Here is a 26,320-nt window from a genome sequence, read left to right on the forward strand (position 1 = left end):
CGGATCAGGCAAAGGCGGGCAGGGCGCCCATCTTGCCGTGGCAATACACCAGCGGGCCGGCATTCTGATCGGGCACGATCAGATTCTTCACCGCACCGACCATGATGGCGTGGTCGCCGCCTTCATATTCGCGCCACAACTCACACTCGATGATAGCCGTCGCGTTGGCCAGGATCGGATTGCCCAGCTCGCTCAACGTCCACTCGATACCTTGCGCCTTGTCCTTGCCTTTGCGCGCGAACGCGTAGGCTTCGCTTTGCTGGCCACCGGAGAGAAAGTGAATGGCAAAGCGCTTGTTCTTGATCAGCACGGGGTAGGAGTCGGAGCTGTAGTTGGGGCAGAACAGCACCAGGGCCGGGTCGATCGACAGGGAACTGAAGGCGCTGGCGGTCAGGCCGACGATCTGGCCGTCATCGTCCAGGGTGGTGATAACAGTGACACCGGACGGGAACGAGCCCATGACTTGTTTGTAGATGGCAGCATCGATCATTGGACAATCCTCGAGTGCGGTGAAGCGGGTTTTTATGTGTTTGTGGGTCTGATGGTATACCGTAATACATCGAATGCAAGGTCTTTTTAGGTGAAACGATAAACGTGGTGATTTCGTCGGAAACTCAGCGTTTACGGGGCTTCTGCGTAGCCTGGCGGCCGGCTGATGGGCGAGGATGGCGGATCAGTTGCCGCACCAAACAGCGGATCAGTCTTGTACAAATGTTGGAATACCATAATATGGTGTTCGCCTGAGGGGGCAGCGAAAAGCCCCCCGGTTTGGCTTCATACAAAGATAAGAACAGACAAATCGAGTTCATGCACATGCCCCAGATGTCCCGGCAAGACCCGTTGATCGAGAATCACACGGTCGATTACGTCCCACTCGCGGAACGCCACGGGAAGGCCCGCGACCTATTCACCCTTTGGTTCAGTACCAACATTGCGCCTCTGCCGATCGTGACCGGCGCAATGGTGGTGCAGGTGTTCCATCTCGATCTGTTCTGGGGGCTGCTGGCGATTGCGCTGGGACACCTGATCGGCGGCCTGGTGATCGCCCTCGCGTCGGCCCAGGGCCCGCGCATGGGCATTCCGCAGATGGTGCAGAGCCGTGGCCAGTTCGGCCGTTATGGCGCGTTGCTGATCGTGTTCTTCGCGGCGCTCATCTACATCGGCTTCTTCATTTCCAACATCGTCCTGGCGGGCAAGTCGATCGTCGGCCTCGCGCCGGCGGTGCCGGCACCGCTGAGCATTCTGATCGGTGCGCTCGCCGCCACCGCGATCGGTGTGATCGGCTACAACTTCATTCATACGCTGAACCGCATCGGCACCTGGGTCATGGGCGGTGCGCTGCTCGCCGGCTTCATCTATATCTTCGGCCATGATCTGCCGGCGGATTTTTTCAGCCGTGGCAGCTTCAATCTGTCCGGCTGGCTGGCGACGGTGTCGCTGGGGATCATCTGGCAGATCAGCTTTTCGCCGTATGTCTCCGACTACTCGCGCTACCTGCCCACCGACATCGGCATCGCCAAGCCGTTTTGGGCCACGTATCTGGGAGCGACGCTGGGCACGATTCTGTCGTTCAGCTTCGGTGCGGTGGCGGTGCTGGCAACGCCCGAGGGCACCGAAGCCATGGCGGCGGTCAAGCAGTCCACCGGTTGGCTGGGGCCGAGCCTGATGGTGCTGTTCCTGCTCAACATCATCAGCCACAACGCGCTCAATCTGTACGGTGCGGTGCTGTCGATCATCACGTCGATCCAGACCTTTGCCAGCCAGTGGACACCGAGCATCAAGGTGCGCGTGGTGCTGTCGAGCGTGGTCCTGGCGGGGTGCTGCCTGGTGGCGCTGGGGGCGTCGGCGGATTTCATTGCCGAATTCATCGGCCTGATCCTCGCGCTGCTGCTGGTCCTGGTGCCATGGGCGTCGATCAACCTGATCGACTTCTACCTGATCAAGCGCGGCGCCTACGATATCGCCTCGATCTTCCGCGCCGACGGCGGCATCTACGGGCGCTTCAACTGGCACGCGATCATCGCCTATTTCATCGGCATCATCGTCCAGCTGCCGTTCGCCAATACGTCGCTGTACGTCGGCCCTTACGCCAATCTGGTGGAGGGCGCGGACCTGTCGTGGCTGGTCGGCCTGGTCGTGACGTGTCCGCTGTATTACTGCCTGGCGACTCGTGGGCAGACGCAGCAAAGCCGTGCGGCACGCTTGGGTTACACCGACTGAGTGCTGTCCGGCGTGACCGCGCATGCCCGGCCCTGTGCCGGGCATTGTGCTTTCTACGGATTGCAGCGGTCACGCAAATTGGCCATTTCGATCCCCTTTTGGCCAAACCCCTACTGTGATCCCACTACGCTGTACGCAAGAATCGAAGTCACAACAACAGGCTCCACCTTCCTTGCCCTTGGCTGATCTGCTAGCCGCTGCCGTGTACAGAACATAAAAACCAACCGACTCACGCCGCATCTGGGGAAACAACATGGTCACGATCAAACGCATTCTGGGCGCCACCGTGTGTGGGCTGACGCTGCTGGCCAGTGCCGTGCACGCCGAACAGCGCGAATTGCGCGTGTACAACTGGGCGGATTACATCCTGCCGTCCGTGCCCAAGGACTTCGCCGCGCAAAGCGGCATCAAAGTGACCTGGGACACCTTCGACACCAACGAATCCCTGGAAGCCAAGCTGCTGACCGGCAACTCCGGCTATGACCTGGTGGTGCCGTCGAACCAGTTCCTCGATACCCAGATCAAGGCCGGCGTGTTCCAGAAACTCGACAAGTCGAAATTGCCGAACTGGAAGCATCAGGACCCCGAACTGCTCAAGCTGCTCGACGCCAACGACCCGGGCAACCAGTACGGCGTGCCCTACATGTACGGCACCGTGCTGATCGGCTTCAACCCGGCCAAGGTCAAGGCCGCGCTGGGCGACAATGCGCCGGTCGACAGCTGGGACCTGGTGTTCAACCCGCAGAACATGGAGAAGCTCAAGTCCTGCGGCGTGGCGATGCTCGATTCACCTTCGGAAATTCTTCCGCTGGCCCTGCATTACCTGGGGCTCGATCCAAACAGCCAGAACCCCGCCGACTACGAGAAGGCCAAGGACCTGATGCTCAAGGTTCGCCCGTACGTGACCTACTTCAACTCGGCCAAATACATGACCGACATCGCTAACGGCGATATCTGCGTGGCCATCGGTTACTCCGGCAGCTTCTACCAGTTCGGCAACCGCGCCAAAGAGGCGGGCAACGGTGTGGTGGTCGACTGGCGGCTGCCCAAGGAAGGCGCGCCGATCTGGTTCGACACCTTCGCCATTCCGAAGAGCGCGAAGAACGTCGCCGAGGCCCATGAATTCCTCAACACCTTGCTCGATCCGAAAGTCATCGCGCCGATCAGCGACTTCCTCGGTTACCCGAATGCCAACAAGGACTCGATGGCGCTGATCAACAAGGACATCACCGGCAACCCCAACCTGACGCCGACCAGCGAAGCGTTGAAAACCCTGTACGTGGTGCAGCCGTTGCCGCAGAAGCTCGAGCGCGTCCGCACGCGCGTCTGGACCAGCATCAAGTCCGACAAGTAAGCGCATTGCGCAGGTGCGAGCGTGCTGGCGATAGCATTCGGGTCCTTCAACCTCGCGTTGAGTAAATCCGCAGCCTTCGCCGGCACGCTCGCCCGGGCTTATCGAGTACCGTGTTCAGTCTCGGCTTTCCTGTCCTTGGTCAGCGCCAGGCTCAACAGCACCGACAACAGGATGATCCCTCCGACAATCGCCAGCGACCATTCCACCGGCATGTGGAACCACGGCATCAGCGTCATCTTGCCGCCAATGAACACCAGCACCAGCGCCAGTCCGTACTTGAGCAGATGAAAGCGCTCGGCCATGTCCGCCAGCAGGAAGTACAACGCCCGCAGGCCCATGATCGCGAAGATGTTCGAGGTGAAGATGATGAACGGGTCCGTGGTAACGGCGAAAATCGCCGGGATGCTGTCGACCGCGAACATCAGGTCACTGGCCTCGATCAGCACCAGCACCAGAAACATCGGCGTGGCCCAGCGCACGCCGTTCTGCACCACGAAAAACCGTTCGCCATGGAAGCCGCCGGTGATGCGCAGATGGCCGCGCACCCAGCGTAGCAACGGGTTGTTGTCGAGGTCAGGTTGCTGCTCGGCGAACACCAGCATCTTGATCCCGGTGATGATCAGGAACACGCCGAACACATACAGCAGCCAGGCGAACTGCGACACCAGCCAGACCCCGGCAAAGATCATCGCTGCGCGCATCACGATCGCGCCGAGGACGCCGTACAGCAGCACGCGCCTTTGCAACTCCGGCGGCACTGCGAAGTAACTGAAGATCATCACAAAGACAAACATGTTGTCGATCGACAGCGATTGCTCGATTAGATACCCGGTGAGGAATTCGAGGGTCTTGCGCCGGGCGATGTCGGCGCCGAACTCGCCGTGCAGATACCACCAGAGCAACCCGGCGAAGGCCAGCGCCAACAGGCACCAGGCGATCACCCAGGCCGAGGCTTCGCGCACCGACACCCGGTGCGCCTTGCGCCCGCCGAAGACAAACAGATCAATCGCCAGCATGACGATCACGAAGACGACGAAGGCTGCCCACATCCAGGGCTCGCCGATGTTCATGGGGGGCATCTCACTCTCCTTGGCGTGGCGCAGTGGGGTAGACGTGGCCATGCTAGGAGCTGAGTGACGGCAAAGAAAAATCGTTTATTTCGTGACTATTGTTCGTTAATGACGAAGTGTCGCTGGGTGCGACGATTGGCCGGAGCGACCGGATAGGTGCGCGCACGCTTCTTTGCTAACCTCAAGCATCGGTCCTGTCCGCCCCGTTGCACCACCCATCAGAGAAGTCTTGCCGCGATGACCTCCCCAACGCCTGATCCACAAGCCGTCTGCAGTCCAGTCACCAGCAGCGCGATTTTCATCGTGGCGTCGCTCAACAACGGTGCCGATGTCGCGCAGAAGGTACGTGGCTGGTGTGCCGATATCGCCGGGTTGACGCGCTCGGTCGGCAAGCGTGTGCCGTCCGGCAACCTGTCCTGTGTCTGCGGGTTCTCTGCCAATGCCTGGGATCTGCTGTTCGGCCAGCCGCGCCCGGCGTCGTTGCACGGCTTTCGCGAATTCGGTGTGGAAGGGCGCCGCGCCGTGTCCACGCCGGGCGACATCCTCCTGCACATTCGCGCCGATCAGATGGACCTGTGCTTCGAACTGGCAACGCAGTTGATGTCGGCGCTGGACGGCGCCGTCACGGTGATCGATGAAGTGCAGGGTTTCCGCTATTTCGACATGCGCAGCATCATCGGGTTTGTCGACGGCACGGAAAATCCGGTCGGCCGCAAGGCACTGGATTTCACCATCGTCGGCGATGAGGATCCGTCGTTCAGCGGCGGCAGCTATGTGCTGGTGCAAAAGTACCTGCACAACATGAAAGCGTGGAACGCGTTGTCGGTCGAGGCTCAGGAAAAGGTCATCGGCCGCACCAAGCTGTCCGATATCGAGCTCGACGACGCGGTCAAGCCGAGCAATTCCCACAGTGCCCTGACCACGATCACCAAGGACGGCGAGGAAGTGAAGATCCTGCGCGACAACATGCCGTTCGGCCGCCCCGGCGCGGGAGAGTTCGGCACCTTCTTCATCGGCTACGCGCGTTCGCCGCAGCCACTGGAGCAGATGCTGGAAAACATGTTCGTCGGCAATCCGCCGGGCAATTACGATCGTTTGCTGGATTTCAGCACGGCGGTCACCGGCAACCTGTTTTTCACTCCGTCAGCCGATCTTCTGGAAGACCTCGCCGAGCGCTGAGAAAAAAGGCGAGATCGCCTGAGGCGATCTCGCCTTTGGCCTTACTGGCCGTTGCTCAATGGTGGAGTGCGCGGCGGTATCTGCCGCTTCGAGCCGGTTGCCTCGAACGCCGCCGCCAGACGCAGCAGGGTCGAGTCGTCGTAGGCGCGCCCGGCAAACGTCAACCCGACCGGCATGCCGATGTCGGCCATCACGCCCATCGGCACGGTAACGGTCGGTACGCCGAGGTGGCGGATGGCGAGGTTACCGTTGGCGACCCAGACGCCGTTGCTCCAGGCAATGTCCGCCGAAGCCGGATTGATATCGGCATCCGCCGGGCCGACATCGGCGTTGGTCGGGAACAGCACGGCGTCGAGACCGAGGCGATCCATCCAGTCTTCGAGGTCGATCTTGCGCGTCTGCTCGAGGCCGCGCAGGCCGTCCGGCAGCGTCGCAATCTGATCCCACGGGGTGATGCCACGCTCGGCCATGCGCACGTATTCATCCATGCCGGCAGCCAGGTCGCCTTCACGGTTGGGCAGGGTGCCCGGATCGTGCGGGAAGATCTTCGCCCCGTCGACATCCGCCAGGCGATTGAGCCGCGGATCGCCGTTGGCCCGCAGGAAATCGTCGAATGCCCAGGCCGACAGGTCCCACAATTCGTGGTGCAGGAACTCCTTCGATACCAGTCCGCGATTGAACACGGTCGGTGCGCCAGGGCGATCGCCTTCGCAATTGGAAACCAGCGGGAAGTCCACTTCGATCACTTCGGCGCCGGCGGCTTCGAGCGCCTGGCGCGCCTGTTTCCACAGCTCGATCACCGACGTGCGGGTGTTGATGCGTTGCCCGGTCGGACCACCGATTCCGGGCTCGGTGCTGGTGCCGGCCTCGGGGTCGGCGTTGATGTACATGCGCGGCACCCCCAGGCGCTTGCCGGCCAGGGCTGCGCTGCTCACGGCCAGTTCGGCGTAGGACGCCGGACGTACCGAGGCCACGCTCGGGATCGGCACCCACGGTTGCAGGCGCCACAGGTCGCCACGGGTGTCGCTGTCTTCGGCGACGATCACATCGAGCACTTCCAGCAAGTCGGCCATGGTCCGGGCGTACGGCACGACCACGTCCATGGTCGGCGTCAGCGGCCAGTTGCCGCGTACCGAAATCACCCCGCGCGATGGCGTATAGGCGCACAGACCGTTGTTCGACGCCGGGCCGCGACCGCTCGACCAGGTTTCCTCGGCCAGGCCGAATGCCGAGAAGCTGGCAGCCGTGGCGGTACCGGCGCCGTTCGACGAGCCGGAGGCAAACGGTGCGGTGAGGTAGGCGGCGTTGTACGGGCTTTCGGCGCGGCCGTAGACCCCGCGCTGCATGCCGCCATTGGCCATCGGCGGCATGTTGGTCTTGCCCAGGCAGATTGCCCCGGCGGCGCGCAGGCGCTCGATGGTGAACGCGTCGCGGTAGGCGACCAGGTCAGCGAAGGCCGGGCTGCCGGACGCCGCCGTCAGGCCCTTGACCAGATAGCTGTCCTTGGCGGTGTAGGGGATGCCGTCCAGCGGGCCGAGGGTTTCGCCCCGCGCGCGCCGGGCATCCGAAGCCTCGGCTTCTTGCAGCGCTTGCGGGTTGCGCACGACCACGGCGTTGAGCGCGGTGGCCGTGTCCGCGCCATCGTAGGCGTCGATCCGCGCCAGATACGCCTGCACCAGCTCGACCGCGGTGGTCTGGCCGGATTCCAGCGCGGCGCGCAATTGGGCAATGGAAACTTCAGTGACTTCGATCATGCTGTTACCGCCGACAGGTTCGCTAAAGGGTGGGTCATCAGGGTTATCGTCGCAACGTGTCAAGGATTCTTGATGGGCGAAACTCTACCCTGAACTTGGCCAATTGGCATGCACAAATTCGATAAATATCGGTAAATCTCATCGGAAAAATTCTCCGGGCGTCTCGCCGAACTGCTGACGGAACGCTGCAATGAACGCCGACGTCGAGTCATAACCGCAGGCCAGAGCCACGTCGGTGACGCGTTCGCCGCGTTCCAGCGGGGTCAGCGCGCCCAGCAGACGCAGGCGCTGGCGCCAGGCGCGGAAGGTCAGCCCCGTGTCACGCAGGAACAACCGGCTGAGGGTTTTCTCGGTGACACCGAATTTTTCGCTCCAGCGGTTGAGTGTGGTCTGTTGTTCCGGATGCTGCTCCAGGCTTTGGTAGATCTGGCGCAAGCGACTGTCCTGCGGCAGTGGCAGCATCAGGTCTATTTGCGGTGCCTCGGCCAATTGATCGAGGATCACCTGGGCCAGCCGGCCGTGCGCGCCGTGCTGATCGTACTCCACCGGTACCTGGCTGAACGCGCGGATCAATTCGCGCAGCAGGTCGCTGACCCCCAGCACATGGCAGCGCTCGAGCGCCCAGCCCGACACACTGCAATCGATGTACAGGCTGCGCATCTCGGTGTGCGGCGAGCTGAACACGCGGTGCGGTATGCCGGCCGGAATCCACACCGCGCGCTCCGGCGGGGCAACGAAGCGGCCGGCGCTGGTCTGCACTTCGAGCACGCCCTGAATCGCGTAGGACAACTGCACCCACGGATGGCTGTGGCGCCGGGTCAGGGCCCTATTGGGCAGCGATTCGGTGCGTCCGTAGAGTGGGCGCGGCAGGCTGGGCAGCCCGGGAATGCTGCGTCTGACGCTCTTGTCGTGTCCTTTTGGCGGCATCTGGCGGCTCTTCGGCGTTAGTCGGTAATTTACAGCCACGTTAGAGTCGCATTCACGTACTGGCAACCCCTGGATGAACTGACCATGACCCGCCCACGCTTCTTGCCCGATAACTTCACCCTGACCCTGGTCGGCGTGGTCCTGCTGGCCAGTTTCCTGCCGGCCAGCGGCCAGGTCGCGGTCGGCTTCGGCTGGCTGACCAACATCGCCATTGCGCTGCTGTTTTTCCTGCATGGCGCCAAGCTCTCGCGCGAATCGATCATCGCCGGCGCCGGCCACTGGCGCCTGCACCTGCTGGTGTTCGGCCTGACCTTTGTGCTGTTCCCGCTGTTGGGCCTGGCACTCAAACCGCTGCTGTCGCCGTTGATCGGTGACCCTTTGTACATGGGCATGCTCTACCTCTGCGCGTTGCCGGCCACGGTGCAATCGGCAATTGCCTTCACCTCACTGGCACGCGGCAATATTCCGGCGGCGATCTGCAGCGCGGCGGCGTCGAGCCTGTTCGGCATCTTCCTCACGCCTTTGCTGGTGACGCTGCTGCTCAATGTGCATGGCGACGGCGGCTCGACCGTCGATGCGATCGTCAAGATCAGTGTGCAATTGCTGTTGCCTTTCATTGCCGGACAGATCGCCCGGCGCTGGATCGGAGCCTGGGTCGGCCGCAACAAGAACTGGCTGAAATTCGTCGATCAGGGCTCGATTCTGCTGGTGGTCTACGGCGCGTTCAGCGAAGCGGTCAACGAAGGCATCTGGCATCAGATCCCGCTGATCGAATTGCTCGGCCTGGTGTTGGTGTGCTGCATCGTGCTGGCGCTGGTGTTGCTGACCTCGACGGTGCTGGGCAAGGCCTTCGGTTTCAGTCAGGAAGATCGCATCACCATCCTGTTCTGCGGCTCGAAAAAGAGCCTGGCCACCGGCGTGCCGATGGCCCAGGTGCTGTTTGCCGGCAGCACCATCGGCGTGCTGATCCTGCCGTTGATGCTATTCCATCAGATTCAGCTGATGGTCTGCGCGGTGCTGGCGCAGCGCTACGCCAAACGCCCGGAATCGGTGCCGGAACTGATGGCGCAGGTCGATCCCTGATCGGCAGCCAACCGCCGATCCTGCGCCGCTGGCGCAGGCCGCCGGGAGCGCTCTTCGTCAGGTCGGCCAGCGTGCCTGCAGATGCTCGAGCAAGTAATCCATGAACGCTTTGACCTTGGGCGTGAGGGCCGCGCGTTCCTGGACACAGGCGTAGATCGCCAGGGGCTCGGCACTGGCCAGGGTCGAGTCGCCGCGCTGTTCGAACAGCGCGACCAGTTGGCCGCTGGCCAGGTAGGGCGCCGCCACGAATTCGGCCAGGCGTGTGATGCCGGCGCCATGGATTGCCATTTGCGCCAGGGCATCGATGTCGTCGCTGATCGCGGTGGCGTTGATCGCGGCTTCGAAGCGCTGGCCGTCGCGGACAAACCGCCACCGCAGAAAACGACCGTCGAGCGGATAGCGGAACGCCAGGCAGGCATGCTCCTGCAGATCCTCGGGGGCATTCGGCCGCCCGGCCTTGAGCAGATAGCCGGGGCTGGCGCAGATCACGAACGGCACGGCGGCGACCTTGCGCGCAACGATGCCGTCTTCCAGCTGCGCCTCGATCCGCAGGCTCAGGTCGACACCTTCCTGCAGGTGACTGATTTTGCGGTCGGTGGTCGACAGTTCGAGTGTCAGCTGCGGGTAACGCTCGGCGAAACCCGCGATGACCGGCGCCAGGACGTGGCGACCGAAGGCGGCGGTGGAGGCGATACTCAGGCGTCCCTGCAGTTGCGTCTGCGCGTGGCTGATGGCGCTTTGCGCGGACTCCAGGTCAAGGGCGATGCGCTTGACCTTGTCGAAGTACACCGCGCCGCTTTCGGTCAGTGCCATGCTGCGGGTGGTGCGTTGCAGCAGCCGCGTGTTGAGGTGGGCTTCCAGGCGGCTGAGCGTCTGGCTGACCGCCGCAGCGCTGATGCCCAGGGTTTTCGCCGCGCCGACAATCGAGCCCGCTTCGACGACTTTGATAAAACAATCGATTGCACCCAGCAGGTTCATTGGCGGATCCCGGTGTTTCGTTGATTCGTAAGATTGGCTTTATAAAGTGCTCACGAGCGCTGGTCTAGTGACCGATTGGCAGACTTGTTACGGTGCCCGACGCCTGACCACCTACCAGAACAAGGACTGACATGAATCAGCAAGCCACCCCGCAACCCATGACCTGCCGCCCGCGCAAGCTGTCCGCCCGGGCCACACCGTACGTGTTCGCGTTGTACATGGCGACCATCATGGCGTTTTTGATGTCGCTGGTCATCACAGCGGCCAACGCCGGGATTGAGACGGACTATCTTAGTAATGTGCTGCACGCCTACAAATTGGCGATGCCGGTGGCATTCCTGTGCATCCTGGTGGTTCGGCCGATCGTGGTGAAACTGGTCGCGCTGACGGTGCACCCGCATCGGTGATGCCCGGTTACCAGGATCCGGAATATTTCACCGCCGCTGCCGCGCGCGACGGTACGTTCAGCGTGCGCAGCAGCGACGACACATGAATCCGTACGGTGAACGGCGAGATGTCCAGTTCGCGGGCGATCTCCTTGTTGGTCTTGCCCTGGGCGATCAGCCGCAGGACGTCCTGCTGCCGCGGAGTGAGCGCGGCAGCGCTTTCCAGAGGCAGTAGGCCCGAGGGGGCGAATTTCACCAGCACTTCACCTTCGCGGATCGCCAGGATCGCCTGGCCCATGGCGTCCGGGGCGATGTTCTTGCCGATGAAGCCATCGATACCGGCCGCCATGACGTCGCCGATCAGCGCCTCGTCATCGACCATCGACACCACGATCAGCGTGGTGCGCGGCAAGCGCCGGCGCAGTTCGGCGAGCTGGCTGACGCAGGTCAGGCCGGGAAAACGCAGATCGAGAATCAGTGTGTCGGGCTCGTCGCCGCACGGCAGCAGGGCGAGCACCGCGTCGAGATCGCCGGCCTCATCGATCCGGGCGTGCGGCAATAAACGCTGGACGGTGCGCTGCAGCGCTTCGCGGAACAACGGATGATCGTCGGCTATGATGATCCGGCAGGCCATGGCGGCAACCCTCCCTGGGTCAGGCAATCTTCAAGGCATGCACCATAGCACCGGGCGAAGGCATCGCCTGTCGATTGCTGCTCAATCCGACGAGTGTGGCACAAGGACGTTACCCATGAAGTTCGAGAAAAATACCGAACTCGACCAGGCCAACCTGCGCATCATCATTGCCAGTATCGCCTTGGTTTACATGGGCGTGCTCGGTTTCCTGCCAGGCCAGCGCTTCGATACCTACTCGCCGGTGATTACCTACATTTTCCTGTTTCTGCTGGTCTCCATCGGGCTACGCCAGGCCATCGTGCGCTGGCCGGGGCATTACCCGGCCCGGCGCATTTTCGGCATGATCCACGATTACACCGGTACCTGTTTCGGCCTGGTGGTCGGCGGCGAGGCCGCACTGCCGATTTATGCCGTCATGGTCTGGGTCAATCTCGGCAACGGCATGCGCTATGGCTCGCGCTACCTGGCGGTCGCCACGGCGCTGGCGTTGCTGGCGCTGATGATTGTCTATCGGTTGACCCCGGTGTGGCAGGCGCAGCCGTTCATGGTGCTGATGCTGATGATTACCAGCACGGTGATCCCGTTCTACGCCCACTTGCTTCTTGAGCGCACGCGCAAGGCGTCGGAGGAGGCCGTTGCGGCGAATCTGGAAAAGTCGCGGTTTCTTGCCCAGGCCAGCCACGATCTGCGCCAGCCGATCCACTCCATCGGCTTGTTCACCGCGTGCCTGCGCGAGTCGCAACTGGGCGACGATGAGCGGCGGCTGGTGGACAACATCGACCGCTCGTTGCTCAACGTATCGCAACTGTTCCGTTCGATCCTCGATCTGTACACCCTCGACAACGGGCGGCTGCTGCCCAAGCTGCAGACGCTGGAACTCGGTGAATGGTTGGCCGACCTGGTCCGGCAGAACGCCGAGGCGGCACGCTGGGCCGGGGTGGAGTTGCGGCTGCGGCCTTGTCGGCACTGGGTGCGAACCGATCCGGCGCTGCTGGCCACCATGGTGCAGAACGTGCTTTCCAACTGTTTCAAATACGGTGCGCAACGCCCGGTGCTGATCGGTGTACGCAAGCGCGGGGCGGGGCTGGCCATCGAGATTTATGACCGCGGCAGCGGTATCGCCGAGGAGCACCTGCCCAAGGTCTTCGAGGAGTTCTACCGGGTGCGCCTGTTGCGTGACAAGGATGTCGAAGGGGTGGGCCTGGGATTGTCGATCGTCAAGCGCCTGGGGCAACTGATCGCTGTCGACGTCGTATTGCGCTCACGACTCGGCCACGGTACGGCGGTGATCCTGCATGGCTTGCCCGTGGTGATGGCCGCACCGCAGACGCCCAGTCGCGACGAGGCACGCCAGGCGGGCATGCTCACCGGGCTGAAAGTGTGTCTGGTGGAAGATGATCGCAACGTGCTGCTGGCGACCTGCGCGTTGCTCGAACGCTGGGGCTGTGTGGTGCAGGCGGAACTGACGGGGCAGGCGCTGATCACCGACTGCGACATCATCGTGGCCGATTACGATCTGGGTACCGAGGGCACCGGTATCGAGTGCATCGACGCGGTGCGCCAGCAACGCGGCTGGGCAGTGCCGGCGATGATCATCACCGGGCATGACATGGAAAAAATACAGGCGGCCTTGCACGACCGCCAAATTGCCATCCTGTCCAAACCGGTACGCCCGGCCGAGCTGCGCGCGACCTTGCGCAACCTGCGCGACCGGCACCTTGCGCCGGTCGAACAGGCTTGAATCAACGCTTACACAAGTAGTCCTGGGTAATCGTGGTCTGCAGGCAGTTGTACTGGCCCATGGTCCGGCAGATGTTTTTCTCCGAGCCCGAGACCTCGGCATTCCTGTAACCCCAGACCTTGCAGCGGTCGGTGGCGGTGGCCAGGCCCTGCGCGGCCGAGGTCTGGCCACTCTCGAACTGACCCAGTTCATAGGACACCTGGACGACGCCATCCGTCTTGCTGCCGCCGGTGGCTTCCCACTGCTTGGGCGTGGCGCAACCGCTGAGCACCACGGTGGCGAGGGTGAGTGTTGCGATGAGTGTTTTCATGATGGATGTCATCCTTTACCGGTGGAGAGTCGCAGACAGGCAGGGGGCCGGCTCACTGGAGCGGGATCGGCGATGCGCCTTTCGGCAGGCAGGAGAGCGGCGGCGTCATGATGCCCATGCTCGCCACGGCGATGATCGCGCCGCTGGGCAACTCGCAGTTGTACTCACCGGCCGGTGTATAGGCGGTGTAGTAGGTCAGGGTGCTGTCGCTGCGAATGTTGTCGATTTTGCTGACCGGTTTGCCGATCACGGTTTGCGCGCGCTCTTTCATGCTGGCTTCGGTGGGCTTGGCGGTCTGGCAACCGGCAACGCCGAGGAGCAGGGCGCCGACGACGGTGAGCTTGCCGAGGGTAGGATGCAGTTTCATGATGTTTCTTCCTTGCTGTTGTTGTTTTTCCAGGCACGACGATCCCACGCACTGCACCTTGGCAATGTGGCTGAACGTCGGGGGGTTGCGAGGGAATATAGCGCCGGGCGGGCGGGTGGTCATTAGCACAAATGTGCTAGTGCGACAGTTGTCGGGCGGCTGCCGGCAGCCGCCCGATGCGCAGTGAGCGGGGTTTATTGCGGGTTGTTGAATTGATCCGAATAGCTGCCGGTCATCAGTGCCGAAGCCACCTGATCGGAGCCGACACCTACGCGCGAGTAGGCGAGTCGATTGGCGCCCACCTTGTCCGCACCATCGGCGGCGAGCGCGCCTGCACCGACGTGATCCGAGCCATCGGCAGCGACTGCACCGGCACCGACATGATCCGAACCGTCAGCAGCAACGGCGCCAGCGCCGACACGATCTGCGCCATCAGCCGCAACAGCCCCAGCGCCGACGCGATCTGCGCCATCAGCCGCAACGGCACCCGCACCAACACGATCCGAACCATCGGCAGCAACTGCACCGGCACCTACACGATCCGAGCCATCGGCAGCGACCGCACCAGCGCCGACACGATCCGAGCCATCGGCAGCTACCGCCCCAGCGCCGACACGATCCGAGCCATCGGCAGCGACTGCACCGGCACCGACACGATCCGAGCCATCGGCAGCTACTGCCCCGGCACCGACACGATCCGCGCCATCAGCCGCAACAGCCCCTGCGCCGACACGATCCGAACCATCGGCAGCGACTGCACCTGCACCGACATGATCCGAGCCATCGGCAGCGACTGCACCTGCACCGACACGATCCGCACCATCGGCCGCGACTGCACCGGCACCGACGCGATCCGAACCATCAGCAGCAACTGCACCAGCACCGACACGATCCGCGCCATCAGCCGCAACAGCCCCAGCGCCGACACGATCCGCACCATCAGCCGCAACGGCACCCGCACCTACTCGATCCGAACCATCCGCCGCAACCGTTCCGGCGCCCACATGATCGGCGCCGTCGGACGCCAATGCCTGCGGCTGTGCCGCCCAGACACCAGGGATCACCACCGTTGCCGCAACCGCCAGGACGACGCCTGACCAAAGCTTGTGCTTCATGATTTTCTCCATGACCCGGTGGCCATGACATCCGAGCGCTGCCGGTCAGGGGTTGTCGACGGCAGGGCGCGTTGGCCCGGGATTAACCAGATGGGCGATTGGCACGGGCGCACGGCGAGGTACGCGGGTGTCGACGTATTGCATCAAATCGCGATAGCCAACAGAAAAGTGTAGTCGGCGATTCGCCGGGCACACGGGGCGTGAGCGCGTCGGCGATAGTCGGTTAGCTTCCTTGCGGCCCGGTGCTAGAAAAAAATCGGTCTAACTGCCGGGAGGCGGATCGCCGTGCGTTTGCTAGGCTCAAGAATGTAGGTGAAGACGCAGACTGATGCGCAAGCGGATAGCGAGGGCGCGTGGGGCGCGCTCCGAAGGGTACACGGTTAGAAAGATCTCCGCGCTGAGATCCAGCCCTTACGCCGTGTGAAGCAGCAGAGCACATGCCTGTACTGTGGGAGTCCCGATAAACCTCGTAAGCCAGAGACCAGCGCTGGCCGCCTACTCGAACACCAAAGCCCGCTTCGTGCGGGCTTTGTCGTTCTTGTCGGTCAGATGCTGGCCAGGGCCTGGGCCAGGTCGGCGCGCAGATCCTCGACGTCCTCGACACCCACTGACAGCCGCACCAGGCCATCGCCAATCCCCAGCTTCGCCCGGGTCTGCGCCGGAATGGTGGCATGGGTCATGATTGCCGGATGCTCGATCAGGCTTTCGACGCCGCCCAGGCTCTCGGCGAGGGCGAAGATCCTGACGTTTTCGAGGAAGCGTCGGGCGCCGCCCAGATCACTGTTCAGATCCAGGGAAATCATTCCGCCGAAGCCGCGCATCTGGCGCTTGGCCAATTCATGCTGCGGATGCGATGGCAGCCCCGGGTAGTAAACGTGCTTGACCTGCGGCTGTTGCTCGAGCCACTGCGCCAGCTCCAGGGCGTTGCTGCAATGACGCTCCATGCGCAACGCCAGGGTCTTCACCCCGCGCAGGGTGAGGAAGGCGTCGAACGGCCCGGCAATCGCGCCGACGGCGTTCTGCAGGAAACCCAGGCGCTCGGCCAGCTCGGCGTTCTGCCCGACCACGGCGATGCCGCCGATGACGTCGGAGTGGCCGTTGAGGTACTTGGTGGTCGAGTGCAGCACGATGTCGAAACCCAGCTCCAGCGGGCGTTGGATGTAAGGGCTGGCGAACGTGTTGTCGGCGACGCTGATGATGCCGCGGGCGCGGCAGATGCGCGCGATCGCGGCGAGGTCGCAGAGGCTCAGCAGCGGGTTGGTCGGCGTCTCCACCATGACCATGCGCGTGTCGTCCTGCAACGACGCTTCGAAGGCCGAGAGGTCGGTCAGATCGACGAAGCTGAAGCGATGCCCGGCACTGCGCTGGCGCACCTTGTCGAACAGGCGGAAGGTGCCGCCATACAAGTCATTGCCGGACACCACGTGCGAGCCGGCATCGAGCAGTTCGAGCACGGTGGAAATCGTCGCCAGCCCGGAGGCGAACGCGAACGCCTGGGTGCCGCCCTCCAGGTCGGCCACGCAGCGCTCCAGCGCGAAGCGGGTCGGGTTGTGCGAGCGGCCGTAGTCGAAGCCTTTGTGCACGCCGGGGCTGTCTTGCAGGTACGTCGAGTTGGCGTAGATCGGCGGCATCAGCGCGCCGGTGGTCGGGTCCGGCGTCTGGCCGGCGTGGATCACGCGGGTGGCGAAGCCCTGCGGCGGGGCGTTCTTGTCGTGCTGGCTCATGCGAGGGATCTCCGTAACTGGTTGAGCATGTCGACGCGGGTAATCAGGCCATGGAAGCCCGAGGCGTCGGCAATGATGGCCACCAGGCCGCTGCCGAGTACCGATTCGAGTTCGGCCAGCGTGGCGCCAGGGGCGAGTGTCTGCAGCTTGTCGGTCATCGCGCTGGCGACCGGTTGACTGAAGCGCGCGGCGTCTTCGTGCACGCCGAGCAGAATGTCCGATTCGTCGATCACGCCGACCAGTCGCTTGCCTTCCACCAGCACCGGCAGTTGCGAGACATCCGCCAGGCGCATGCGCTGGAACGCGGTCAGCAGCGTGTCGTCCGGGCCGACGCTGACCACTTTGCCGTCCTCGAAACGCCGTGCGATCAGATCGCGCAGATCGCCGTAGCCCTTGCGCTGCAACAGGCCCTGATCGGTCATCCACTGGTCGTTGTAGACCTTCGACAGGTAGCGGGTGCCGGTGTCGCAGACGAAGCTGACCACGCGTTTCGGCTCGGTCTGCTCGCGGCAGTAACGCAGCGCGGCGGCGAGCAGGGTGCCGGTCGACGAGCCGCCGAGAATGCCCTCGGCCTTGAGCAACTGGCGGGCGTGGTCGAAGCTTTCTTCGTCGCTGATCGAATAGGCATGACGCACACTGGACAGGTCGGTGATCGACGGGATGAAGTCTTCGCCGATGCCTTCGACGGCCCAGGAACCGGGCGTGGTCATGACGCCGCTGCGGCTGTACTCGGCCATCACCGAACCGACCGGATCGGCCAGGACCATTTCCAGATCGGGTTGTACCCGTTTGAAGAAACGACTCAGACCGGTCAGCGTCCCGGCCGAACCGACGCCGACGACGATGGCGTCCAGGTCATGTTCGGTCTGCGCCCAGATTTCCGGCGCGGTGCTGCATTCATGGGCCAGCGGGTTGGCGGGGTTGTTGAACTGGTCGGCGAAAAACGCCCCGGGAATGTCCTTGGCCAGGCGTGCGGCGACATCCTGGTAATACTCGGGGTGGCCTTTACCGACGTCGGAGCGGGTGATGTGCACCTCGGCGCCCATGGCCTTGAGGTGCAGGACTTTCTCGGTGGACATTTTGTCCGGCACCACCAGGACCACGCGGTAGCCCTTGGCGCGACCGACCAGGGCCAGGCCCAGGCCGGTGTTGCCGGCGGTTGCCTCGACAATGGTGCCGCCCGGTTGCAGGCGTCCGTCGCGTTCAGCCGCGTCGATCATCGCCAGACCGATGCGGTCCTTGATCGAACCGCCGGGGTTCTGCGATTCGAGTTTGAGAAACAGTGTGCACGGGCCGGTATCGAAGCGGGTGACTTGTACCAGCGGTGTGTTGCCTATCAGCCCAAGTACGGCAGGGCGTGAATCCTTCGACATTTCTTCACCTCTTGTATGGTGATGGATCGCGTTCCAATCGCGGGGGAAAAGCTCGCGTGCAACATAGGCTCAGACATCCGCCGTCGCAACCTTTAGTCGGCCGCAAGTTCTGCCATTTCGATCTAACCATAGAACGAAATCGGCGAGCGTGAGAGGGGGGTTGCAGCGTGTTTACAGCGAGGCGTCATTGACGATTGAAAGGGCGTCTTCGTGGCGCTCAGCCGCTTGCTCTGCGGCTGAATATCCTGCAGGGCAAACGGCCTAGTGATTGCTCATCAGGCCGTGCAGCACGCCCAGGCGCAACCCCGGTTCGGAGGGCACCATCTGCGCGATGCCGAACACCTTGAAGGCGGCCAGCATCAGCACCAGTCCACCCGGCAGGATGCTCTGCCGGTGCGGTTGCAGCCCTGCCAGTTGCAGGTGCCGCACGCTGTTCACCTTCAGCAGCAGCAACGACAAGCGCAACAAACCGCCATAGGTGATGCCGTCCTGGCCGAAATCGTTGAGGCGATTGGCCTTGAGCACTTTGGCGAGCATGCGCGCGGTGCCCGACGAACCGATGGTCTGCTGCCAGCCTTGCGCCCGATAGCGCCGGGCGACTTTTTCGAACTGCAGGATCGCCACGCGCTCGGCTTCCTGCAGTGCGCCGGCACAGAGGCGGCCATCGGGGAAATAGCGCGTGCCGAGCGTACCGCTGCCGATGGCAATGCTCTCGGTGAGCAGCGGCTGTGCGCCCTGGCCGAGAATCAGCTCGGTCGAACCGCCACCGATATCGACGACCAGGCGCATGTCGTCGGCTCCCGGCAGGGTGTGAGCCACGCCGGCGTAGACCAGGCGAGCCTCCTCGTGCCCATCGATGACATCGATGCGAAAGCCCAGGTGGCGTTCGGCGCTGGACAGGAACAGCCGAGCGTTGTCCGCCTCGCGTACCGCGCTGGTGGCCACCGCGCGCACTCGACCGGCCTCGAAGCCGCGCAGTTTCTTGCCGAACCGCGCCATTGCCTGCCAGCCGCGATCCAGTGCCATCTCGTCGAGCGCGCCGCCGTCGAAACCTTCGGCCAGCCGCACCGGTTCGCGCAAGGTTTTCACTTCCTGAATCATGAAGCCCTTCCTGCTGCGAACCGACTGGCCGATCATCATGCGAAAGGCATTCGAACCGAGGTCGATGGCGGCAAACAGCGGGGCATGTTCTTTCATGGGAGTCCTTGCAAGCATCCGTCGAGACGCGAGACGGTTTGCGAGGATTCTGCCGTTGAGTTGATGACATCCTGATGACGCGGCAGGGGCGGTTGAATGAATCAGCGCTGTCACGACACTGTCATTATTCGGCGCGCATACTTGCCCTCAATACATCGCGTGCTTTTCATGATTTTCGCTGCCGTTTTCGGCAGCTTTTTTTTGCCTGCGATTTGCTGCCGCGCAAAATTTGCAATCCTGCCGGTTGCCCGACTAATATACGAACCATATACACTTCGTATCGGATTCAACCATGGGCATCGTAAAGATTTCAGAAGACATGCACGAGAACCTGCGCATCTCCAGCAACGCGCTCAGCCGCTCGATCAACGCGCAGGCCGAGCACTGGATGCGCATCGGCATGCTCGCCGAGCTGCACCCCAACCTCGACCACAGCGCCATCTGCCGCTTGCTGATCCGCGCCGAACAGAATGGCGGGCTGGACCTGCACCAACTGACTCAGGAAGCCGTCGGCGCATGAGAAACCAGATCAAGATCAATACCCCCGCCGAAATCGCCCAGTCGCGCGCTGCCGGCAAACTCGCCGCTGAGGTGCTGGCGATGCTGGTGCCGCATGTGAAGGCCGGCGTGACCACCGATGAGCTTGACCGGCTGTGCAACGACTACATCGTCAACGTGCAGAAAGCGATTCCGGCCAACGTCGGTTATCACGGCTTTCCGAAAACGGTGTGTGCCTCGGTCAACGACGTGGTCTGCCACGGCATTCCTGCGGGCACTCCGCTCGAGGACGGCGACATCGTCAACCTCGATATCGCCGTGCTCAAGGACGGCTGGTTCGGCGACACCAGCCGCATGTACGTGGTCGGCACGGCGTCGCCCGAGGCGCAACACCTGATCAAAACCACCTACGAGGCCATGTGCGCCGGCATCCGCATGGTGAAGCCGGGCGCGACACTGGGCGATATCGGCCATGCGATCCAGAGTCTGGCGGAGCAGGAAGGCTTCAGCGTAGTGCGCGAGTATTGCGGCCATGGCATCGGCAAGGTCTATCACGATGAGCCGCAGATCTTGCATTACGGCTTTCCCAACCAGGGCATGAAGTTGAAGGCGGGGATGATTTTTACCGTCGAACCGATGCTCAATGCCGGCAAGCGCCATGTGAAAAACATGCCCGATGGCTGGACGGTGCGGACCAAGGATGGCTCGTTGTCGGCGCAGTGGGAGCACATGGTGGCGGTGACCGAGACGGGCTTCGAAATCCTCACGGCGTGGCCGGACGAAATGCAAGGTTTCACCCCTATCGTCTGAACACTGAGATGCCTGTGGGAGCGGGCTTGCCCGCGAAGACGTCAGCACATTCAACATTAATATTGAGTGTACTGGCCTCTTCGCGAGCAAGCCCGCTCCCACAGGGAGGTGTATTGCGTGGGGTATATCAGTGGGCGCCGGCCGCTTTGTTGAGATCGCTTTCAGCCCACTCGGTGTAGACGCAAGCGTCCGCCGTAGCCCAGCGCACTCGCACCGGATCGCCCGCCTTGAGCGGCATGCCGGCGGCGGACAATGCTTTGACCGTCATCGACGTCCCTCCCGCAGTGACCACGCTGCAGGTCTGGCTTTCGCCAAGGAACAGCACTTCCACAACCTGCGCCGACACCTCATTCCAGCCCGCTGCCAGCGGTTCTACGCTGGCCTGCGGCACGCTCAGCGCCACCGCTTTTTCCGGGCGCACCATCAGCAGCACGTCCTGATCGGTCTGCAATCCGGCGGTCAGCCGAATCGACAACGACTGCCCCTCGAAACTCGCCGCCGCATTGCCCTGGGCCTTGAGCTTGAGGAAGTTCGAGTTGCCGAGGAACGACGCCACGAAGGCATTCGGCGGGTTCTGGTACAGGTCATAGCCGCTGCCCAGGCCGACAATCTTGCCGTGGCTGAAAATTGCGATGCGCTGCGACAAGCGCATGGCTTCTTCCTGATCGTGGGTCACGTAGACGATGGTGATGCCCAGGCGCCGATGCAGCTGGCGCAGTTCGTCCTGCAAGTCCTCGCGCAGTTTTTTATCCAGGGCCCCGAGCGGTTCGTCCATCAACAGAATGCGTGGCTCGTAGACCAGTGCCCGGGCGATGGCGACCCGTTGCTGCTGGCCGCCGGACAGTTGTGAAGGGCGCCGGTGGGCGAACTGTTCGAGCTGGACCAGTTTCAACATGGCGTCGACCCGTTTTTCGCGTTCGGCGGCGGCCAGTTTGCGGATTGCCAGCGGGAAGGCGATGTTGTCGCGCACCGACAGGTGCGGGAACAGCGAATAACGCTGGAACACCATGCCGATGTCGCGCTTGTGCGGCGGCACGTTGACCAGCGACTGGCCGTTGACCAGGATCTCGCCGCTGCTCGGCGTTTCAAAACCGGCGAGCATCGACAGCGTGGTGCTTTTGCCCGAGCCGCTGGAGCCGAGGAACGTCAGGAACTCACCGTCCTTGATGTCCAGCGAGATGTTGTCCACGGCGGCAAAGTCGCCGTAGTGCTTGTTCAGGTTGCGCAGGCTGACCAGGGGTTTGTCGTTCTGCTGGGATGCGTCTTTGATCACGGCACTCATGTCGTACTCCTGGGCGCTCAGGCGCTGATTTCGTTGCGCCGGCGCAGGGCGGCGGCGATCACCATGACCAATACCGACAGGCCGATCAGCAGCGTCGAGGCGACGGCGATCACGGGCGTCAGGTCCTGGCGCAGGGTGGTCCACATTTTCACGGGAAGGGTTTGCAGGGTCGGGCTGGCCATCATCACGCTGAGCACCACTTCGTCCCACGAAACGAGGAAGGCGAAGAGGGCGCCGGCGACCATCCCCGGGCGAATCGCCGGAAAGGTCACCTTGAACACCGCTTGCAGGCGCGACGCCCCGCAGATCACCGCCGCGTCTTCAATCGACTGGTCGAACAGCTTCAGCGAGTTGATGATCGAGATGATGGTGAACGGCAACGCGACGATCACGTGGCTGACGACAAAGGCGAACATCGTCCCGGTGTAGCCGAGCTTGAGGAACAGCGCGTACACCGCCACGGCAATGATTACCAGCGGCACGATCATCGGCAGGGTGAACAGGCCGTAGAGCATTTCCCGACCGGGGAAACGCCCGCGTACCAGAGCGAATGCAGTCGGCAGGCCGAGGGCCACGGCGCACAGCGTGGTCAGCACCGCGACCTTGAGGCTGGCCAGCGCCGCGCTCATCCAGTCGGCGTTGGAGAAGAACTGGCCGTACCACTTCAGCGTCCAGCCCGGCGGCGGAAAGACCAGCCATTGTGACGAACCGAACGACAGCAGGACGATGAACACGATCGGCAGCAGCAGGAACAGTGCGATCAGCCCGGTGGTGGCATACAGGCCGAAGCGCAGCCGCCGGCTCATGGCGTTGGGAGTCAGGAGCATCTCGGCTTACCTCGCGTTACTGGCGCCAACCGGGGATTCCGGCTGGAGCTTCAGGTATAGGTAGAACAGCACCAGCGTGATCACGATCAGCAACGCGGCGCCGGCACTGGCCAGGCCCCAGTTGAGGAACGATTGCACCTGCTGAATGATGAACTCCGGCAGCATCATGTTCTGCGCCCCGCCCAGCAGCGCCGGGGTCACGTAGTAACCGAGCGACATCACGAACACCATCAAGCCGCCCGACGCCAGGCCCGGCCGGCACAGCGGCAGGAACACGCGAAAGAAGTTGGTCCACGGACTGGCCCCGCAGATCGAACCGGCCTGCAGGATCATCGGGTCGATGGCCTGCATGGTCGCCTGCAACGGCAGGACGATGAACGGGATCATGATGTAGCTCATGCCGATCACCACGCCGGTCAGGTTGTGCACCATTTCCAGCGGCTGATCGATGATGCCCATGGCCATCAACGCCTTGTTGATCACCCCCGAAGCCTGCAGCAGCACCAGCCACGAGTAGGTGCGGGCGAGGAGGCTGGTCCACATCGACAACAGCACGATATTGAGGATCCAGCGCCCCCAGCCGCGCGGCACCAGGGTGATCGCCCAGGCCAGCGGAAAGCCCAGCAACAGGCTGAAGATCGTGACCAGCCCGGCTACCGAGAAAGTGTTGAACAACACCCGTGCGTACGCCGAGTTGGCGAACAGCTGCTCATAATTGCCAAGGCCCGGCACCGGTTCCAGCACGCCGCGCAACAGCAGGCCGATCAACGGCGCGAGAAAGAACAGGCCGAGGAACAACAGCGCCGGGGCAAGATTGCCGGCGCCGCGCCAGCGTTGCTTGAGGGACGGGGCTTGCGCCATTGCAGTCGCCTTTTTTCCTTCGGCCGAACCGGCAGCGCTGAGGGCGCTCCCGGTGGCAGTGGAGGGACGGGACACCGTGGCCGCCATTTTCATTTGACCAGCCATTCGTTCCACCGTGTCGCGATGGCCGGACCGTTCTTGGCCCAGTATGCGAAATCAAGAGTGATCTGATCCTTAGCGTAGGCAGTCGGCAGGTTAGGGGCCAGCGTCGAGTCCAGACGCTGCACGCTGTCGACGTTGACCGGGGCGTAGGCGGTCAGGTTGGAGAAGTCGGCCTGGCCCTTGGCGCTGCTGGCGCTGGCCAGGAACTTCATCGCCGCGTCCTTGTTCTTCGAGCCCTTCGGCACGACCAGAATGTCGGCCATGACCAGGTTCTGTTTCCAGCTCACGCCGACCGGGGCGCCGTCTTCCTGCAAGGCGTGGATGCGGCCGTTCCAGAACTGGCCCATGCTCGCTTCACCGGAGGCCAGCAGTTGCTGCGACTGCGCGCCGCCACCCCACCAGACGATGTCTTTCTTGATCGTGTCGAGTTTCTTGAAGGCGCGGTCGAGGTCCAGCGGGTAGAGCTTGTCGGCCGGTACGCCGTCGGCCAGCAGGGCCAGTTCGAGTACGCCGGGGCTCGGCCATTTGTACAGGGCGCGTTTGCCGGGGTAGGTCTTGGTGTCGAACAGTGCGCTCCAGTCCTGCGGCTTGTTGGCGCCGAGCTTGCCCTCGTTGTAGCCGAGGACGAAGGAGAAGAAGAACGAGCCGACGCCGTAGTCGCTGACGAAACGCGGGTCGATCTTGTCGCGCTGGATCTGTTTGAAATCGAGGGGTTCGAGCAGGCCTTCGGCGGCGGCGCGCAGGGCGAAATCGGCTTCGACATCGACCACGTCCCACTGCACGTTGCCGCTTTCGACCATGGCCTTGAGTTTGCCGTAGTCGGTCGGGCCGTCCTGCACGACGGTGATGCCGCTGGCCTTGCTGAACGGATCGGCCCAGGCCTGCTTCTGCGCATCCTGGGTGCTACCGCCCCAGCTGACAAAGTTCACACTCTCGGCAGCCACCGCGGCCTGGCCGGTCACGCTCAGCAGTCCCGCAAGAAAGATCGCGGTTGCAGCTTTGTTCAACACCATTTTTACGCCCTCATTGTTGTGTTTTTGAGCGGGCTTGCGTTGTTGCCCGCCTGTCGGGAGCAGTAGATGGACAAGCGTGTCAGTCTGTCCGGTCTATGGAATATCATATTATGGTATTCCAAACTTTGTGCAAGCACTTTGCCTTACCGGTTATCTGGCGGTTGAGGATTTTTTTCAGGTGTTTGGTTTGAGAGATGCAGAGGAAAGGTTAGATCCAACCCTCATCGGTACGCCGCCCGTGGGTAAAGACCGGGTACATCCTTTACATTTGAGACCGGCGACAGGGGTTACAGGTCTGATGGGTAAAGGATGTATCGGTCTCTATAGGGAGGGCAGCGTTACTCGGTGAAGGGGATGCTCTCGACCACTTCCAGGTCATACCCGGTCAACCCGGCATATTTCAGCGGCGGGCCGAGGTGGCGTAGTTTGCCGACCCCGAGGTTCTGCAGAATCTGCGCCCCGGTGCCAACCTCGGAATAGATCCGCGATTGCGACCGGCTGAACTGCCGCGGCGGCTGGGTCAGTTGCGGCACGCGCTCGAGCAACGCCTGCGACGACTCATGGTTGGCCAGCACCACGACCACGCCATGGCCCTCGGCCGCGATCCGTTGCAGCGCCGCCCACAGCGTCCAGTTGCTCGGCCCGCTGTACTCGGCGCCGACCAGATCGCGCAGCGGATCGATCACATGCACACGCACCAGCGTCGGTTCCTCGCGGCGCAGATTGCCCATGACCATCGCCATGTGCACGCCGCCTTCGATGCGGTCCTCGAAGGTGATCAGGCGAAAGGTGCCATGCACCGTTGGCAATTCGCGTTCGCCAATGCGCTCGATGGTGTGTTCGGTGCTCAGGCGATAGTGGATCAGGTCGGCAATGGTGCCGATCTTGATCCCGTGCTTGCGCGCAAACACTTCCAGATCCGGGCGGCGGGCCATGGTGCCGTCGTCGTTCATCACCTCGACGATCACCGAAGCCGGGGTGAAGCCGGCGAGGCGCGCCAGGTCGCAGCCGGCCTCGGTGTGGCCGGCGCGGGTCAGCACGCCGCCTTCCTTGGCGCGCAACGGGAAGATGTGCCCGGGCTGCACCAGGTCTTCGGCGCGCGCATCCGCGGCCACCGCGGCGGCTACCGTGCGGGCGCGGTCGGCGGCGGAAATGCCGGTAGTGACGCCAACCGCAGCCTCGATGGACACGGTGAACGCGGTACTGAACACGCTGCCGTTGCTCGGCACCATTTGCTCCAGGCCCAGGCGCTGGCAGTGTTCGTCGGTCAGGGTCAGGCAGATCAGGCCGCGCGCCTCGCGGGCCATGAAGCTGATCGCCGCGGGTGTGCAGCAGTCGGCGGCCAGCAGCAGGTCGCCTTCGTTTTCGCGATCTTCGTCATCGACCAGCAACACCATTTTGCCGAGACGGTAATCTTCGAGGATTTCTTCAATGCTGTTGAAGGCCATGCTGGACTCTCAGGGTTCGTTGGAAATAATATTGGTATACCATAATACAAAATCAGCCGAGAGGTCA

Annotated in this window: 24 protein-coding genes and 1 pseudogene; 8 read left to right on the plus strand and 17 right to left on the minus strand. The window is 62.9% G+C overall.

Annotated elements, in window-relative coordinates:
* Positions 1-4: 4 nt before the first annotated feature.
* Complete coding sequence (locus QRN70_RS23660) at positions 5-490, minus strand: flavin reductase family protein (protein ID WP_285420302.1); 486 nt, start codon at positions 488-490, stop codon at positions 5-7.
* 323 nt (positions 491-813) lie between these two features.
* Here QRN70_RS23660 and QRN70_RS23665 point away from each other — a divergent pair, with 323 nt between their 5' ends.
* On the plus strand, positions 814-2,220 hold the full coding sequence (locus QRN70_RS23665) for a purine-cytosine permease family protein (protein WP_285420303.1): 1,407 nt from the start codon (positions 814-816) through the stop codon (positions 2,218-2,220).
* 253 nt (positions 2,221-2,473) lie between these two features.
* Positions 2,474-3,574: a polyamine ABC transporter substrate-binding protein gene (locus tag QRN70_RS23670; RefSeq protein ID WP_285420304.1), complete on the plus strand. Its 1,101-nt coding sequence runs from the start codon at positions 2,474-2,476 to the stop codon at positions 3,572-3,574.
* A 98-nt stretch (positions 3,575-3,672) separates the two neighbouring features.
* On the opposite strand, the gene QRN70_RS23675 is transcribed toward QRN70_RS23670, so the two are convergent.
* A complete protein-coding gene (locus QRN70_RS23675; RefSeq protein ID WP_285420305.1) occupies positions 3,673-4,653 on the minus strand; it encodes a TerC family protein in 981 nt (326 codons plus the stop codon).
* A 228-nt stretch (positions 4,654-4,881) separates the two neighbouring features.
* On the opposite strand from QRN70_RS23675, the gene QRN70_RS23680 reads away from it, so the two are divergent.
* The gene (locus QRN70_RS23680; RefSeq protein ID WP_285420306.1) at positions 4,882-5,823 is read left to right on the plus strand and encodes a Dyp-type peroxidase; all 942 of its coding nucleotides are present in this window, start codon (positions 4,882-4,884) and stop codon (positions 5,821-5,823) included.
* 41 nt (positions 5,824-5,864) lie between these two features.
* Here QRN70_RS23680 and QRN70_RS23685 read toward each other — a convergent pair whose 3' ends face one another.
* Both QRN70_RS23685 and QRN70_RS23690 read right to left on the minus strand, forming a co-directional pair.
* On the minus strand, positions 5,865-7,577 hold the full coding sequence (locus tag QRN70_RS23685; protein ID WP_285420307.1) for an amidase: 1,713 nt from the start codon (positions 7,575-7,577) through the stop codon (positions 5,865-5,867).
* Positions 7,578-7,715: 138 nt separating this feature from the next.
* A complete protein-coding gene (locus QRN70_RS23690) occupies positions 7,716-8,504 on the minus strand; it encodes an AraC family transcriptional regulator (RefSeq protein WP_285420308.1) in 789 nt (262 codons plus the stop codon).
* Between the two features lie 84 nt (positions 8,505-8,588).
* Here QRN70_RS23690 and QRN70_RS23695 point away from each other — a divergent pair, with 84 nt between their 5' ends.
* The gene (locus QRN70_RS23695) at positions 8,589-9,587 is read left to right on the plus strand and encodes a bile acid:sodium symporter family protein (RefSeq protein ID WP_285420309.1); all 999 of its coding nucleotides are present in this window, start codon (positions 8,589-8,591) and stop codon (positions 9,585-9,587) included.
* 57 nt (positions 9,588-9,644) lie between these two features.
* On the opposite strand, the gene QRN70_RS23700 is transcribed toward QRN70_RS23695, so the two are convergent.
* On the minus strand, positions 9,645-10,565 hold the full coding sequence (locus QRN70_RS23700) for a LysR family transcriptional regulator (protein ID WP_285420310.1): 921 nt from the start codon (positions 10,563-10,565) through the stop codon (positions 9,645-9,647).
* 131 nt (positions 10,566-10,696) lie between these two features.
* On the opposite strand from QRN70_RS23700, the gene QRN70_RS23705 reads away from it, so the two are divergent.
* Entirely contained in the window at positions 10,697-10,972 is a 276-nt protein-coding gene (locus QRN70_RS23705; RefSeq protein ID WP_285420311.1) for a DUF2798 domain-containing protein, read from the plus strand.
* A gap of 7 nt (positions 10,973-10,979) precedes the next feature.
* Here QRN70_RS23705 and QRN70_RS23710 read toward each other — a convergent pair whose 3' ends face one another.
* Positions 10,980-11,585 carry a LuxR C-terminal-related transcriptional regulator gene (locus QRN70_RS23710; RefSeq protein ID WP_285420312.1) on the minus strand — a complete coding sequence of 202 codons (606 nt, stop codon included), beginning with the start codon at positions 11,583-11,585 and terminating at the stop codon, positions 10,980-10,982.
* 115 nt (positions 11,586-11,700) lie between these two features.
* Here QRN70_RS23710 and QRN70_RS23715 point away from each other — a divergent pair, with 115 nt between their 5' ends.
* Positions 11,701-13,326 (plus strand): ATP-binding response regulator, encoded by a 1,626-nt coding sequence (locus tag QRN70_RS23715; RefSeq protein ID WP_285420313.1) that lies wholly within the window; start codon positions 11,701-11,703, stop codon positions 13,324-13,326.
* Between the two features lies 1 nt (position 13,327).
* Here QRN70_RS23715 and yecR read toward each other — a convergent pair whose 3' ends face one another.
* The 6 genes and pseudogenes from yecR to QRN70_RS23745 form a co-directional block, all read right to left on the minus strand.
* Positions 13,328-13,636, minus strand: a complete 309-nt coding sequence (gene yecR, locus QRN70_RS23720; RefSeq protein ID WP_285420314.1) for a YecR family lipoprotein — start codon at positions 13,634-13,636, stop codon at positions 13,328-13,330.
* A 52-nt stretch (positions 13,637-13,688) separates the two neighbouring features.
* Positions 13,689-14,003: a hypothetical protein gene (locus tag QRN70_RS23725; RefSeq protein WP_285420315.1), complete on the minus strand. Its 315-nt coding sequence runs from the start codon at positions 14,001-14,003 to the stop codon at positions 13,689-13,691.
* Between the two features lie 284 nt (positions 14,004-14,287).
* Positions 14,288-14,554 (minus strand): annotated as a pseudogene (locus QRN70_RS27730) (hypothetical protein); the annotation flags it as partial.
* 1,109 nt (positions 14,555-15,663) lie between these two features.
* Positions 15,664-16,842, minus strand: a complete 1,179-nt coding sequence (locus tag QRN70_RS23735; protein WP_285420317.1) for a cystathionine gamma-synthase — start codon at positions 16,840-16,842, stop codon at positions 15,664-15,666.
* A complete protein-coding gene (locus tag QRN70_RS23740) occupies positions 16,839-18,215 on the minus strand; it encodes a pyridoxal-phosphate dependent enzyme (protein WP_285420318.1) in 1,377 nt (458 codons plus the stop codon). Before QRN70_RS23740 ends, QRN70_RS23735 begins: the two co-directional genes overlap by 4 nt.
* 261 nt (positions 18,216-18,476) lie before the next feature.
* Positions 18,477-19,412 carry a Ppx/GppA family phosphatase gene (locus QRN70_RS23745; RefSeq protein ID WP_285420319.1) on the minus strand — a complete coding sequence of 312 codons (936 nt, stop codon included), beginning with the start codon at positions 19,410-19,412 and terminating at the stop codon, positions 18,477-18,479.
* A gap of 292 nt (positions 19,413-19,704) precedes the next feature.
* Between QRN70_RS23745 and QRN70_RS23750 the strand changes: the two genes are divergently transcribed.
* Positions 19,705-19,932: a ParD-like family protein gene (locus QRN70_RS23750; protein WP_285420320.1), complete on the plus strand. Its 228-nt coding sequence runs from the start codon at positions 19,705-19,707 to the stop codon at positions 19,930-19,932.
* Positions 19,929-20,720, plus strand: a complete 792-nt coding sequence (map, locus tag QRN70_RS23755; RefSeq protein ID WP_285420321.1) for a type I methionyl aminopeptidase — start codon at positions 19,929-19,931, stop codon at positions 20,718-20,720. The genes QRN70_RS23750 and map overlap by 4 nt, the downstream gene beginning before the upstream one ends.
* A gap of 127 nt (positions 20,721-20,847) precedes the next feature.
* Here the strand turns inward: map and QRN70_RS23760 are convergent, their stop codons facing one another.
* The 5 genes from QRN70_RS23760 to ribBA form a co-directional block, all read right to left on the minus strand.
* Positions 20,848-22,002, minus strand: coding sequence for an ABC transporter ATP-binding protein (locus QRN70_RS23760; protein WP_285420322.1), 1,155 nt, complete (start codon positions 22,000-22,002; stop codon positions 20,848-20,850).
* A gap of 17 nt (positions 22,003-22,019) precedes the next feature.
* Positions 22,020-22,829, minus strand: a complete 810-nt coding sequence (locus QRN70_RS23765; RefSeq protein ID WP_285420323.1) for an ABC transporter permease — start codon at positions 22,827-22,829, stop codon at positions 22,020-22,022.
* Between the two features lie 6 nt (positions 22,830-22,835).
* The gene (locus tag QRN70_RS23770; RefSeq protein WP_285420370.1) at positions 22,836-23,783 is read right to left on the minus strand and encodes an ABC transporter permease; all 948 of its coding nucleotides are present in this window, start codon (positions 23,781-23,783) and stop codon (positions 22,836-22,838) included.
* Positions 23,780-24,805, minus strand: coding sequence for an ABC transporter substrate-binding protein (locus tag QRN70_RS23775; protein WP_285420324.1), 1,026 nt, complete (start codon positions 24,803-24,805; stop codon positions 23,780-23,782). Before QRN70_RS23775 ends, QRN70_RS23770 begins: the two co-directional genes overlap by 4 nt.
* 338 nt (positions 24,806-25,143) lie before the next feature.
* The gene (ribBA, locus tag QRN70_RS23780) at positions 25,144-26,253 is read right to left on the minus strand and encodes a bifunctional 3,4-dihydroxy-2-butanone-4-phosphate synthase/GTP cyclohydrolase II (RefSeq protein WP_285420325.1); all 1,110 of its coding nucleotides are present in this window, start codon (positions 26,251-26,253) and stop codon (positions 25,144-25,146) included.
* Positions 26,254-26,320: the final 67 nt, after the last annotated feature.

The organism is Pseudomonas sp. efr-133-TYG-5, assembly GCF_030209175.1.
Lineage (GTDB): Bacteria > Pseudomonadota > Gammaproteobacteria > Pseudomonadales > Pseudomonadaceae > Aquipseudomonas.